Origin of the sequence: Sphaerisporangium dianthi, assembly GCF_042654065.1 — a bacterium.
GTDB lineage: Bacteria > Actinomycetota > Actinomycetes > Streptosporangiales > Streptosporangiaceae > Sphaerisporangium > Sphaerisporangium dianthi.
This window is the reverse complement of record NZ_JBHSFP010000007.1, coordinates 305809-318793: the sequence shown is the minus strand read 5'-3', so window position 1 is coordinate 318793 and position 12985 is coordinate 305809. Positions and strand designations below refer to the sequence as shown.

Below are 12985 nucleotides of genomic sequence, written 5' to 3'. Positions count from 1 at the left end.
GGCGCCGGGGGCGCGCGGCCGGCCGCGTCCGGCCCCGCCGATCCGGGCCCCGGCCAGAAGACTGCCGCCCGGACGGGCGGCGCGGCCGGCCGGCGCAGCGACCAGCCCACGGTCGAGAGCGCCCGCCACCCGTTCCGCCCGAAGTCCGCGCCGCCGCCGCCCAGCGGCCCGCCCGCCTGGGACGGCCCGCCGCCGTTCGCCCCCCACCCGGTCGCCGAGGACCTCCTCGCGCGGCTGAGGCGGCTCACCGACCGCATGAGCATCCGCGTGCGGTTGACGCTGACCTACGGCGCCCTGTTCTTCGCGGCGGGCGCGCTGCTGCTCTTCGTGATCTACTCCTTCGTCGGCAAGGCGATCTGGGACTCCTGGCCCGCCTTCCCGTTCTCGCTGGACGATCTCGATCCCTCCGTGGCGGCCTCCATCCAGGACAGATGGGCGAACTTCCGCGCCGACACCATCGTCGCCGCGCGGCACCATCTGCTGGTCAGATCGCTGCTGGCACTCGGAGGGGTGGGCATCCTGGCGCTGGTGGTGGGCTACTTCGTGGCCGATCGCGCCCTGCGCCCCATCCAGAAGATGACCGCGACGGCCCGGCGGCTGTCGGAGACCTCGCTCGCCCACGAGCGCATCGACCTGCAGAGCGGCCCCGACGACGAGATCAAGGAGCTCGCCGACACCTTCGACGCGATGCTCACCCGGCTCAACCGGGCCTTCGACGCCCAGCGGCGCTTCGTCGACAACGCCTCCCACGAGCTGCGCACGCCGCTCGCGATCAACCGCACGGTCCTTGAGGTGGCGCTCGGCGACTCGCGCGCCTCGGAGGACCTGAAGGTCCTGGGACGCACCCTGCTCGGCACCAACGCCAGGAACGAGCACCTCATCGAGGGGCTGCTGCTGCTCGCCCGCAGCGAACGCGAGCTCGCGACCCGCAAGCCCGTCGATCTGCGCGACGTCGGCCAGACGGTGGTGGAGCAGCACGCCTCCTTCGCCGGCGAGACGGGGGTGAGCGTGCACTCCGACCTGCGTCCCGCCCCGACGATGGGCGACCCGGTCCTGCTCGAACGCCTCGTCGCCAACCTGGTGGAGAACGCGATCAAGCACAACGTCCCCGAGAACGGAGAAGTCTGGCTGCGCACGGGAATGGTGGACGGCACTCCGGTTGTTCAGGTGGCCAACACCGGGCCGCACGTTCCCGCCTACGAGGTGGACGACCTGTTCGAGCCGTTCAGGCGCCTGCACTCCGACCGCGTGGAATCCGCGCGCGGCGCGGGGCTCGGGCTGTCCATCGTGCGCGCGGTCGTCCGCGCTCACCAAGGGACTGTGAAGGCGATCCCGAGGGAAGGCGGGGGACTCGTGATGACGGTGAGGCTTCCGGCGGGCTGATACGGCGGGGGGCGTCTCGTTCACGCCAGACATGTGGTTGGATGTGCCGTCGAACACGGTGGGTCCTGTCGCCAATGCTTAGGTTTTCGCCATATTTGGCTAACCCGGTGGCGAAGGCGGCAAGTCCCTCACGTGTAAGGAGGTTCGTCGACCGTTCCGACGGGGTACCGATTGCAAAATTCCCCGAGAGATGCGGGCACAAGATGGATCGCCCAGACGTTAGAGACGCGCGGCGCGCGACGCGCACCAATAGATGAGGGGGATGAATACGCAAATGGCCACCGATTACGACAGCCCGCGCAAGACCGACGACGACCTGAGTGAGGACAGCCTCCAGGAGTTGCAGGCGCGCAGGACCGACAAGTCCTCCGGCAGCATCGACATCGACGAGACCGATCTGGCCGAGTCGCTCGAGCTTCCCGGTGCAGACCTGTCGAACGAGGAGCTCTCGCTCCGGGTGATCCCCAGGCAGGCGGACGAGTTCACCTGCTCGCGCTGCTTCCTGGTGCATCACCGCAGCCAGCTCGCCTCTGACAAGGGCGGGCAGCAGATCTGCAGGGAATGCGCCGCCTAGAACTCTTGGAGGGTCCGTGACATCTGGAACGGATCGAACACCGCAGGACGAGCCTGGGCGGCCGGAGTCCCCGGCCCCGGGGCCGAAGATCGAAGCGGAAGCCGAGACCGCGGAGGTCGCCGAGATCGTCGGCAGGCTTTCCGGCGGGGGCGACATTGACGGGGCCGAGCGGCGACGGCTGCTCGGCCGCCTCAGCGGGGCGCTGGTGACGGCCCAGAGGCGGGCGCGCAGGTCCGGCGTCGCCCGGGGCCGCTGGCTCGCCGACATGTTCGCCGCCATCGCGCCGCGGCTGCCGATACGCGACCTGGCGACACTCCAGGAGCACCACTACGGCCTCACCGGGGACGCCCTGGCCGACGACCTCGTCCGCACCGCCGGCAAGGCGACCATGGCGGTCGGCGCGGTCGGCGGCGTGCTGGCGGCGGCCGAGTTCGCCGCACCGCCGTTGCTGCTGTCGGCGCCCGCGCAGCTGGTGGCCGAGACGCTCGTGGTCGCCGCCGTCGAGGTCAAGCTCATCGCCGAGCTCTACGAGGTGTACGGCGTCCAGGTGCCGGGCACCGGCAGCCAGCGGGCGATGGCGTTCACGGTCGCCTGGTCCAAGCAGCGGGGGGTCGATCCCATGGCGCCGACATCGGTGCAGGTGGCCCTCGGCGCCGCGGCCAAGGCAGCCCTGCGCAACCGGCTGATGCGCACGCTCGGCCGCCACCTGACCACCTTCGGTCCCTTCCTGACCGGCGCGGTCGCCGGAGGCGCGCTCAACATGGCCGCCACCAAGCGCCTCGCGCAGGCGGTGCGGGCCGATCTCCAGCGCCAGCGAGCCCTTCCGGCTCCCGACTGACCATCACCTCCCTTCACCGCGACCTCGCCACCATCTCCGGCCTCCCCGGCCCGGGATCTCCCATCTGCCTCCCCGGTCCAAGGCGCCCGGGGCCTCCCATCCGCCTCCCCGGCCTCCGCCCCCGTGACTCCGTGATTCCGCGACTCCCGGCATTCCCGCGCGCCTCGCCGTGACCCCGCGACGGCCCGGTGTCCTCTCCCTCCCCTTCGTGCCCTTCCTCCCCTGGCGTCGTCCGCCACCCGAGGCCACGTACAGAGAGCCACACCCCGTTTCGTAAGGTGGTCATGAACCGATCACATGGGAGCGAGGGAGGACGTGTGCGCAGCTCATTTCTGATCGTCGCGAACCGGTTGCCCGTGGACAGGACAATCGCGGCGGACGGCACCGCCAGCTGGCGGCGCAGTCCAGGGGGTCTGGTCACGGCGATCGCGCCCGTGATGCAGCGTCGCGACGGCGCATGGCTGGGCTGGCACGGCGCTCCGGACGAGGAGCTCAAGCCCTTCGAGCACGACGGCATGAGCCTCATCCCCGTCCCGCTCTCGGCGGGCGAGGTCGAGATGTACTACGAGGGGTTCTCCAACGCGACCTTGTGGCCGCTCTACCATGACGTGGTGGCCACGCCGGTCTTCTCCCGCGTGCTGTGGGACGCCTATCGCGCCGTCAACGAGAGGTTCGCGCGGGCGGCGGCCGACGCCGCCGCCGAGAACGCCGTCGTCTGGGTCCAGGACTACCAGCTCCAGCTCGTCCCCTCGATGCTCAGGGCCCTGCGTCCCGACCTGCGCATCGGCTTCTTCCTGCACATCCCGTTCCCGCCCGCCGAGCTGTTCTGGCAGCTCCCGTGGCGGCGCGAGATCCTCGAGGGCCTGCTCGGCGCCGACCTGGTGGGCTTCCAGCGGCCCGGCGGCGCCTCCAACTTCATCCGGCTGTGCCGGCGCCAGCTGGGCCTGCAGAACCAGCGCCAGGAGATCTTCGTCGGCGACCGCACCGTCCGCGCCGAGGCGTTCCCGATCTCCGTCGACTTCGGCGAGCTGGACTCACTGGTGCGCGAGCCGCACATCCTGGCCCGCGCCAAGGAGATCCGCGCCGAGCTGGGCGAGCCCGAGCACGTCCTGCTCGGCGTCGACCGCCTCGACTACACCAAGGGCATCGGCCAGCGCCTGAAGGCGTTCGGCGAGCTGCTCGCCGACAAGACGATCAGCCCGGGCGAGGCGGTGTTCGTCCAGATCGCCACGCCCAGCCGCGAGCGCGTCGAGACCTACCGCCACCTGCGCGACGAGATCGAGCTGCGGGTCGGGCGCGTCAACGGCCTGCACGGGGTGCTGGGCGTCCCGCCCGTGAACTACTTCCACCAGTCCTACGACCGTGAGGAGCTGGCCGCGCTGTACTGCGCCGCCGACGTCATGGTGGTGACGCCGCTGCGCGACGGCATGAACCTGGTCGCCAAGGAGTACGTCGCCTGCCGGCACGACCTGCGGGGCGCGCTCGTGCTCAGCGAGTTCGCGGGCGCGGCCGACGAGCTCAAGCACGCCTACCTGGTCAATCCCTACGACGTCGAAGGGCTCAAGCGGCAGATGGTCGCCGCCATGCGGGCGACCCCGCACGAGCTGTCGCGGCGGATGCGCTCCATGCGCCGCCGCGTCGCCACCTATGACGTCGACCGGTGGGCGGGGGAGTTCCTGGCGGCGCTGGAGCGCTGACCCGTCCTACGACTTGATGACGCGCTCGGCCTTCTCGGGGATGGCCTTCCACGCCTGATACCTCTTGTGGGCCGAGCGGGTCGCCACGATGCGGGCGACCTCCATGCCCACGCCGAGCACCACCGCGAAGCCGACCGCCTCGGCGAGACCGGTCTCCAGCGAGTTGGGGTCGGCCGGGGGCTTCTTGCCCGTGGTCTTCCGCCAGCCGAACTCGATGGCCTTGCGGGTGGCGTATCCGACGCCCAGCGCGACGACAGCGCCGATGAGCCGCCACGCCATGTCGGGCTTCTCGGCCTCGTCTGATCCGGCCATGACCTCTCCCCTCGTCGATCTAGATGAACCCTAGCCCTTTGTGCGGAGGGGCGGCGTGACGCCATACCATTGGGCGCCATGACCCAAGAGCCACCGCGCCATGCCACCGTTCCCGAAAGGCCCTCTCTCGATGGCCTGGAGCCGGTATGGGTATCGCGCTGGGAGGCCGAGGGCACCTACCGCTTCGACCGCGCCAAGACGCGCGAGCAGGTCTACTCGATCGACACGCCGCCGCCGACCGTCTCGGGCGCCCTGCACGTCGGCCACGTCTTCTCCTACACCCACACCGACACGATCGCCCGCTTCCAGCGCATGCGCGGACGTGAGGTCTTCTACCCCATGGGCTGGGACGACAACGGCCTGCCCACCGAGCGCCGCGTGCAGAACCACTTCGGCGTGCGCTGCGACCCCTCGCTGCCCTACGACCCGGGTTTCCTGCCGCCTGACAAGCCCGACGCCAAGCGCCAGGTCCCCGTCTCGCGGCGCAACTTCATCGAGCTGTGCGAGCGCCTCACGAAGGAGGACGAGAAGGCCTTCGAGGAGCTGTGGCGGCATCTGGGGCTCTCGGTCGACTGGTCGCTGACCTACGCCACGATCGACGGGGCCTCCCGCGCCGCCTCGCAGCGCGCGTTCCTGCGCAACCTGGCGCGCGGCGAGGCGTACGTGGCCGAGGGGCCGACCCTGTGGGACGTGACCTTCCGCACGGCCGTCGCCCAGGCCGAGCTGGAGGACCGCGAGTGGCCGGGCGCCTTCCACCGCGTCCGGTTCGGCGGCGTCCCCGGCACCGCGTACGCCGAGGGCGTGCACATCGAGACCACCCGCCCCGAGCTGATCCCGGCCTGCGTGGCCCTGGTCGCCCACCCCGACGACGAGCGCTACCAGCCGCTGTTCGGCAAGACGGTGCGCACGCCGCTGTTCGGCGTCCACGTGCCGGTGCTCGCCCACCGGCTGGCCGAGCGCGACAAGGGCTCGGGCATCGCGATGATCTGCACCTTCGGCGACGTCACCGACGTCGTCTGGTGGCGCGAGCTCGACCTGCCGACGCGGCCGGTGATCGGCTGGGACGGCCGCATGCTGGCCGAGCCGCCCGAGAGCGTCCCGGCCGGCACGTACGCCGAGCTGGCCGGCAGGACCACCCACTCGGCCCGCGAGCGCATCGTCGAGATGCTCCGCGAGTCGGGCGAGATCGAGGGCGAGCCCCGCAAGATCTCCCGTCCGGTCAAGTTCTACGAGAAGGGCGACCGGCCGCTGGAGATCGTCACCACCCGCCAGTGGTACGTCCGCAACGGCGGCCGGGACGCCGGGCTGCGGCAGGCGCTGCTCGAACGCGGCGGCGAGCTGCGCTGGCACCCTCCGCACATGCGGGTCCGCTACGAGAACTGGGTGCGGGGCCTGGCCGGCGACTGGCTGATCTCCCGCCAGCGGTTCTTCGGCGTGCCCATCCCCGTCTGGTACCCGCTGGACTCCGAGGGCGAGCCCATCCACGACGCGCCGATCGTGCCGCCCGAGAGCGTCCTGCCGGTCGATCCCGCGAGCGACGTGCCGCCCGGCTACGCCGAGGAGCAGCGGGGCAAGCCGTTCGGCTTCGCCGCCGACCCCGACGTCATGGACACCTGGGCGACCTCCTCGCTGTCCCCGCAGATCGTCTCGGGCTGGGAGCGCGACGACGACCTGTACCGGCGGGTCTTCCCCATGGACCTGCGGCCGCAGGCCCACGAGATCATCCGCACGTGGCTGTTCGCCTCGGTGGTCAGGGCGCACCTCGAGAGCGGCGTGCTGCCCTGGCGCGAGGCCGCGATCTCCGGCTGGATCCTCGACCCCGACCGCAAGAAGATGTCCAAGTCCAAGGGCAACGTCGTCACGCCCATGGGCCTGCTGCGCGAGTACGGCTCCGACGCGGTGCGCTACTGGGCCGCCGGCGGGCGCCCGGGCACCGACACGGCCTTCGACACCGGCCAGATCAAGGTCGGCCGCCGCCTGGCCATCAAGATCCTCAACGCCTCCAAGTTCGTGCTGGGCCTGGGCGACGCCGGCCCCGATGCCGATGCCGACGGCGAGGTGACCGAGGCGCTCGACCGGTCGATGCTCGCGCGGCTGGCCACGGTCGTGGAGGAGGCCACGGCGGCCTTCGAGTCCTACGAGTACACCCGCGCGCTGGAGGCCGCCGAGCGGTTCTTCTGGGAGTTCTGCGACGACTACCTCGAGCTGGTCAAGGCCCGCGCCTACGGGGCGGACGCCGGGGCGCTGTCGGCGCGCGCCGCGCTGCGGCGGGCGTTGCAGGTGATGCTGCGGCTGTTCGCGCCGTTCCTGCCGTTCGTCACCGAGGAGGTCTGGTCCTGGTGGCGGCAGGGCTCGGTGCACCGCGCCTCCTGGCCGTCGGCCGGTGAGCTGGACGCCGCCGGCGATCCGGAGGTCCTGGCCGCCGTGTCCGAGGTGCTCCGCGAGATCCGCAAGGCCAAGTCCTCGGCCAGGCTGTCCATGCGGGCCGAGGTGGCGCGGCTCGCGGTCGGCGGCGCCGCCGCCGAGACGGTGCGGCGCGCGAAGGACGACCTGTGCGCGGCGGGGACGGTGGGTGAGTTCGTCCTCGAACCGGGTGACGGCGAGCTGAGCGTCAGCGTCACCCTGGCCGCGGTGGCCGCCGAGTAGGGCCTTCCCCTACATAAGGGGCATATCGGGTGGTCGAGGTGGGGGAGAAAGCGGGGCATCGCTTGAACCCGGCCGCAACGTGCGCGCGTTCGGCCGCCTGACATGCCAGTCTGTAGAAGTGATCGCTGAACGGGAGACTGACGGGCGCAGCGTGCCACCGGTGCTGTCGACCCTGGCGGCCTGGAGCTGGCGGCTGATCGTCCTCGGCGTGGTGATCTACTTCTCGGCGCAGATCATCGTGCGCTTGAGCTTCGTGGCGCTGCCGCTGGCGGTCGCGCTGCTGCTGACCGCCCTGCTCTTCCCGCTCACCGACCGGCTGCGCAAGGCGGGCCTGCGCCCCATCTGGGCGACGTGGATCACCATGCTGTTCGGGTTCGCCGTCCTGGTCGCCGTCGGCTTCATCATCGGCACGCGCGCCAACGACGAGTTCCCCGGGCTGGTCGAGCAGATCCAGAAGACCGCACGCGAGGTGCAGGGCTGGCTGCTGACCGGACCGTTCCACCTCAAGCAGGCCCAGCTCACCGGCATGGTCGACGAGATCGTCAAGCAGGTCAACGAACAGCGCAGCGCCATCACCAGCACGCTGCTGTCCACCGCGGCGGCCTTCATCGAGGTGCTCGCCTCGATCGTGCTGCTGCTGTTCGTCACCTTCTTCCTGCTCAAGGACGGCGACCGCATCTGGTCGTGGTTCCTGCGCGCCTTCGGCTCGGCCTCGCCCCGGGTCGACCGCGCCGGCCGCGCCGCCTGGCACACCCTCTCGCAGTACATCCACGGCACGGTCATCGTGGCCGCCATCCACGGCATGATCATCGGCATCGTGCTGTTCGCCATGAGGGTGCCGCTGTGGGCGCCGCTCGCGGTCCTGGTCTTCCTGGCGAGCTTCATCCCGATCATCGGCATCTTCATCGCCGGGGGCCTGGCCGCCCTGGTGACGCTCGGCGCACAGGGGCCGATCCTCGCCCTGGTCTTCGTCGGCATCCTCGTCGTCGAGCAGCAGCTGGAGAACCACGTGCTCCAGCCGATGATCGTCGGGCGGGCGGTGAAGTTCCACCCTCTCGCGATCATCCTGGTGCTGGCGGTCGGCGGCATCCTCGGCGGCATCGCCGGCGCGGCGATCGCGGTGCCGGTCGCTGCGGTGGTCTACCGGGCCCTGCCCGAGCTGCGCAGGCACCCGCGCGAGCTGCCGCCCGCCGCGCCCCACGAGCCGGCGCCCGAGGGGCCGGGCCCCGGCTCCGGACAGGCGCCCGCGCCGCGTCGGCCGGGCTCCGGCGAGCGGCTCCGGCCGGGTTCCGAAGGCCCGTCCCACGCGTCCGAGCCGCCCGGGCCCGCGGCCGGGCGGGCGCCCGGCGCGGGGGAGGACGTGTCGCCGCAGCACAGCCGGTAAGGTCTCCGTTCGTGACACCTTGCTCGCCCGTTCGGCCCCGGCACGCTTCAGGGCGTACCTTGAGGCTGAGGGCCCGGCTCGCGCGCCCGCGGGCCGCCGGGCCGGCGTGCCGGCCCGGGTTGGCGTCCTGCGGTCCGGCGGGCGAGGTCACATCGACGTCAGCCGAGCGCGGCTCCACGACCACGAGGTGAATCCATGATCGAGGTGCTGATCCAGCGACTCGACCCCGAGCTCCCGCTGCCGTCGTACGCCCACCCGGGAGACGCGGGAGCCGACCTGCACGCCGCGGCGGACGTCGAGCTGCTGCCGGGCGAGCGGGCCGTCGTGGGCACCGGCGTGGCGATCGCGCTGCCCGACGGGTACGCCGCCTTCGTGCACCCCCGTTCCGGGCTCGCGGCGCGCTTCGGCGTCACGCTCGTCAACGCGCCCGGCACGGTCGACGCCGGGTACCGCGGCGAGATCAAGGTGACGCTGATCAACACCGACGCCAAGGACGCCGTGCGCTTCCGGCGGGGCGACCGTATCGCCCAGCTCGTCGTCCAGCGGGTGGAGAAGGCAGCTTTCTACGAGGTGGAGCGGCTTCCCGGCTCGGCGCGCGGCGCCGGCGGGTTCGGCTCCACCGGCCGATAAGTCGAAAAGGAGTGTGAACGAAGTGTTCCGACGCCGCCGTCATGCGGAGCAAGAGGAGACGGCACAGGCCGCCGACGCGCAGGCCCCCGTCCGCGAGTCGGGACCGTGGGACGCCGACGAGCCCCACCCCGAGACCGAGCGGGTCGACCTGGGCGGCGTGCGGCTGCCCATCGGCCCCGGGTTCGAGATCCAGCTCAACGTCGCCGGAGAGCAGATCGTGGGCGCCGTCGTGCTCGTCGAAGAGAGCGCCCTGCAGGTGCACGCGTTCGCCGCTCCCAAGAAGAGCGGCATCTGGGAGGAGGTCCGCGGCGAGCTGTCTCGCGAGCTGACCGCGGCGGGGGGCGCCTGCCGGCAGCAGGAAGGCCCCTTCGGCGCCGAGCTGGCCGCCGAGATCGACCAGGACGGCGCCGTCCAGCCCGTCCGGTTCATCGGCGTCGACGGGCCGCGCTGGTTCCTGCGGGGCGTCATCAGCGGCCGCGCCATCGCCGACGCCGACGCCGCCAAGACTCTCGAGGACGTCATCCGCGACATCGTGGTGGTCCGCGGCGACCTGCCCATGGCGCCCAAGGAGCCGATCGAGCTGAGGCTGCCCGCCGAGGCGCGCCAGGCCGTCGAGCAGCAGGCCGAGGGCCGGCCCGACCTCAATCCGTTCCAGCGCGGGCCTGAGATCAGCGAGCTTCGCTGACGTAAGCTGCGGGCAGGATGGTCCAGACCACAGGGCTCGCGAGGAGTTGAACGGCAGATGAGTACGGCAGAGCCCGTCAAACGGGGGCTGCGTGGGTTCCTGCGGCGGCTGACGACCAGCCAGGCCGAGCTGGAGGCCGCGGAGCTCCAGGAGGACCTCGACCAGTACGGGGCGACGCCCATCGCCTCCTGCGGCCAGCGCAGGAGGTTCTGCGTGGCGGGCACGCTCCGCACGGTGACGCTGCGCCCCCGGGGCGGCGCGCCGTCCTTGGAGGCCGAGCTGTACGACGGGTCGGACGTGATCGACCTGGTGTGGCTGGGCAGGCGGAAGATCATCGGCATCGAGCCGGGCCGGGTGGTGCGCGCCGAAGGGCTCGTCAGCGTCCAGGACGGCCGTAAGGTGATGTTCAACCCTCGCTACGAGCTGCGGCCGGCGAGCGGCCAGTGACCACGGTTCCCCCAGGCGAGGAGACCCATGACCATGCAGCCGCCGAAGGGCGCGACCGCGCCGGGAGCGCACCGATGAGCGCCTCCGCCGAGACGGCTCAGGAGGCGGCCGCGCACGACACCGTCGAGGCCGCCATCCGCGCGCAACTCGCCAAAGCGCTCGGCGGCGTTCGGGGCATCGTCGAGGCGGCCGTGCCGACGGTCGCCTTCACCGTCTGCTGGATCGTCACCGAGCAGCTCAAGACCTCGCTGTTCATCAGCATCGGCGCGGCCGTCCTGCTGCTGGTGGTGCGGCTGGCGCAGCGCTCGACGCCGCAGTTCGTGCTCAACAGCCTCGTCGGCATCGGCATCGGCGCGTTGTTCGCCTCGCGCACGGGCGAGGCCAAGGACGTCTTCGTGCCGGGCCTCGTCTACAACGCGGGATACGCCGCCGCCATGACGCTGTCCATCGTCGTCCGCTGGCCGGTGGTCGGCTTCCTCATCGGCTCGGTGACCGGCGACCCGACCGGGTGGCGGCGCGACCCCGGCATCGTCCGGCTCTGCTCGCGCCTGACCTGGCTGCTCATCCTCCCGTGCCTGCTGCGGGTGGCCGTGCAGTTCCCGCTGTACCTTTCCAACCAGGTCGCCGCGCTCGGGGTGGCGAAGATCGCGCTCGGCTGGCCGCTCCAGGTCGCCGGGCTCGGCGCCATGGTCTGGGTGCTGGCCCGGGGCCGCACCCCGATCTCGTCGGCGCCACCGGCCGCGGGCACCTGATCCCCGGGCCGCGGGTCCCGGCGCTCGCCTCCCGCCCCGCGCGCCCTCGACCGGCAGGCTCGCCCGCGCCTGTGATCGGCAGGCTCGTCCGCGTGCCTGTGATCGGCAGGCGGACGGCCACGCCTCTCGCGACGCGCGCCGTTGACCGGCAGGCGGACGGCCGCGCTCCTCGCGGGTGCGCGGCCGTCCGGAGGCCGGCGCCCGCACGACGGGCGGGGGAGCGCGGGCCGGCGATGAGCCCTCAGTGCGGCGACAGAAGCTGCGCCAGCTCTCCCTCGACCTCCTGGCTGGCCACGAACAGCAACTCGTCCCCGGCCTCCAGCGGATCGTCGTCCGAGGGCACCAGCACCCGCCCCTCGCGCAGGATCGCCACCAGCGCGGAGTCCTGCGGCCAGGGCACCGAGCCGGCCCGCTGGCCGACGACCGGGGCGTCCTCGGGAAGCGTCAGCTCCACCAGGTTCGCCTGACCCTGCCGGAAGGTCATCAGCCGCACCAGGTCGCCGACGCTGACGGCCTCCTCGACCAGCGCCGACAGCAGGCGCGGAGTGGACACCGCGACGTCCACGCCCCACGACTCGTTGAACAGCCACTCGTTCTTCGGGTGGTTGATGCGGGCCACCACCCGGGGGACGCCGTACTCGGTCTTGGCCAGCAGCGAGACCACGAGGTTGACCTTGTCGTCGCCGGTGGCGGCGATCACCACGTGGCAGGCGTTCAGACCCGCCTCGTCCAGCGAGGAGATCTCGCACGCGTCCGCGAGCAGCCACTCGGCCTGGGGCACGCTGTCGATCTTGATGGCCCTCGGATCGGCGTCGACGAGCAGGACCTCGTGGCCGTTCTCCAGCAACTCGGCGGCGATGGACCGGCCGACCGCCCCCGCGCCCGCGATCGTGACGCGCATCAGTGGGACTCCTCCTCGGGCGCCGCGGACAGCACCTTGTTGATCCTGTCCATGTCGGTGTCGGCGGCGATCACGTGAAGGAGGTCGCCCTCCTGGAGCACCATGTCCTCCTTGGGCAGCAGAGCCTCGCCCATGCGGTTGACGAACGCGACCCGGGTGGCCGCGAGCTCCTGCACCTTCTTGGTGCGGGTGCCGATCCACCCGTGGTGGTAGGCCACCTCGGCGAGCGTCACGGTGCCGGTGGGGTCGCGCCACAGCGGCTCGGCGCCCTCGGGCAGCACCCGCCGCAGGATCTGGTCGGCCGTCCACCGGACGGTCGCCACCGTCGGGATGCCGAGACGCTGGTACACCTCGGCCCGGCGCGAGTCGTAGATGCGGGCGACCACGTTGTCCACGCCGAACGTCTCACGCGCGACGCGCGCGGAGATGATGTTGGAGTTGTCGCCGCTGCTGACCGCGACGTACGCGGCGGCCGATTCGATGCCGGCCTCCTCCAGCACGTCGCGGTCGAAGCCGACGCCGGTGACGCGGCGCCCGCGGAACCCCGCACGCAGCCGCCGGAACGCCTGAGGGTCCCTGTCGATGATCGCGACCGAGTGGCCGCTGTCCTCGAGGATGTGGGCGAGAGTCGATCCGACCCTGCCGCATCCCATGATGACGATGTGCATGCTCCCCCGCCGTTGGCATCGAGGCGGCAACTGGACGTTATACAGCTACCAGGCCAAGTATGGCCGGT

13 protein-coding genes are annotated in these 12985 nt (G+C 71.8%); 10 read left to right on the top strand and 3 right to left on the bottom strand.

Annotation, left to right across the window (positions count from 1 at the left end; translation table 11 throughout):
* The 4 genes from ACFO60_RS14125 to ACFO60_RS14110 all read left to right on the top strand — a co-directional run.
* Positions 1 to 1383 (top strand): sensor histidine kinase (locus ACFO60_RS14125; RefSeq protein ID WP_380840602.1); only part of this gene is annotated, 1383 nt, incomplete at its 5' end.
* A gap of 274 nt (positions 1384 to 1657) precedes the next feature.
* Positions 1658 to 1957 carry a DUF4193 domain-containing protein gene (locus tag ACFO60_RS14120; RefSeq protein ID WP_114029376.1) on the top strand — a complete coding sequence of 100 codons (300 nt, stop codon included), beginning with the start codon at positions 1658 to 1660 and terminating at the stop codon, positions 1955 to 1957.
* Positions 1958 to 1973: 16 nt separating this feature from the next.
* A complete protein-coding gene (locus tag ACFO60_RS14115; protein WP_380840601.1) occupies positions 1974 to 2795 on the top strand; it encodes a hypothetical protein in 822 nt (273 codons plus the stop codon).
* A gap of 284 nt (positions 2796 to 3079) precedes the next feature.
* The gene (locus ACFO60_RS14110) at positions 3080 to 4492 is read left to right on the top strand and encodes an alpha,alpha-trehalose-phosphate synthase (UDP-forming) (protein WP_380840599.1); all 1413 of its coding nucleotides are present in this window, start codon (positions 3080 to 3082) and stop codon (positions 4490 to 4492) included.
* A 6-nt stretch (positions 4493 to 4498) separates the two neighbouring features.
* Here ACFO60_RS14110 and ACFO60_RS14105 read toward each other — a convergent pair whose 3' ends face one another.
* Positions 4499 to 4804: a DUF4235 domain-containing protein gene (locus ACFO60_RS14105; RefSeq protein ID WP_380840597.1), complete on the bottom strand. Its 306-nt coding sequence runs from the start codon at positions 4802 to 4804 to the stop codon at positions 4499 to 4501.
* A 78-nt stretch (positions 4805 to 4882) separates the two neighbouring features.
* Between ACFO60_RS14105 and valS the strand changes: the two genes are divergently transcribed.
* The 6 genes from valS to ACFO60_RS14075 all read left to right on the top strand — a co-directional run bounded on the left by valS (position 4883) and on the right by ACFO60_RS14075 (position 11348).
* On the top strand, positions 4883 to 7450 hold the full coding sequence (valS, locus tag ACFO60_RS14100; RefSeq protein ID WP_380840596.1) for a valine--tRNA ligase: 2568 nt from the start codon (positions 4883 to 4885) through the stop codon (positions 7448 to 7450).
* A gap of 160 nt (positions 7451 to 7610) precedes the next feature.
* On the top strand, positions 7611 to 8834 hold the full coding sequence (locus ACFO60_RS14095; protein WP_380840594.1) for an AI-2E family transporter: 1224 nt from the start codon (positions 7611 to 7613) through the stop codon (positions 8832 to 8834).
* Positions 8835 to 9029: 195 nt separating this feature from the next.
* Positions 9030 to 9464: a dUTP diphosphatase gene (gene dut / locus ACFO60_RS14090; RefSeq protein ID WP_380840592.1), complete on the top strand. Its 435-nt coding sequence runs from the start codon at positions 9030 to 9032 to the stop codon at positions 9462 to 9464.
* Positions 9465 to 9477: 13 nt separating this feature from the next.
* Positions 9478 to 10149: a DUF3710 domain-containing protein gene (locus tag ACFO60_RS14085; RefSeq protein ID WP_380840590.1), complete on the top strand. Its 672-nt coding sequence runs from the start codon at positions 9478 to 9480 to the stop codon at positions 10147 to 10149.
* Between the two features lie 57 nt (positions 10150 to 10206).
* A complete protein-coding gene (locus tag ACFO60_RS14080) occupies positions 10207 to 10596 on the top strand; it encodes an OB-fold nucleic acid binding domain-containing protein (protein ID WP_380840589.1) in 390 nt (129 codons plus the stop codon).
* A gap of 74 nt (positions 10597 to 10670) precedes the next feature.
* Positions 10671 to 11348: a DUF3159 domain-containing protein gene (locus ACFO60_RS14075; protein WP_380840587.1), complete on the top strand. Its 678-nt coding sequence runs from the start codon at positions 10671 to 10673 to the stop codon at positions 11346 to 11348.
* Positions 11349 to 11589: 241 nt separating this feature from the next.
* Here the strand turns inward: ACFO60_RS14075 and ACFO60_RS14070 are convergent, their stop codons facing one another.
* On the bottom strand, positions 11590 to 12249 hold the full coding sequence (locus tag ACFO60_RS14070) for a potassium channel family protein (protein WP_380840585.1): 660 nt from the start codon (positions 12247 to 12249) through the stop codon (positions 11590 to 11592).
* Entirely contained in the window at positions 12249 to 12917 is a 669-nt protein-coding gene (locus tag ACFO60_RS14065; protein ID WP_380840584.1) for a potassium channel family protein, read from the bottom strand. Before ACFO60_RS14065 ends, ACFO60_RS14070 begins: the two co-directional genes overlap by 1 nt.
* Between the last annotated feature and the right edge of the window lie 68 nt (positions 12918 to 12985).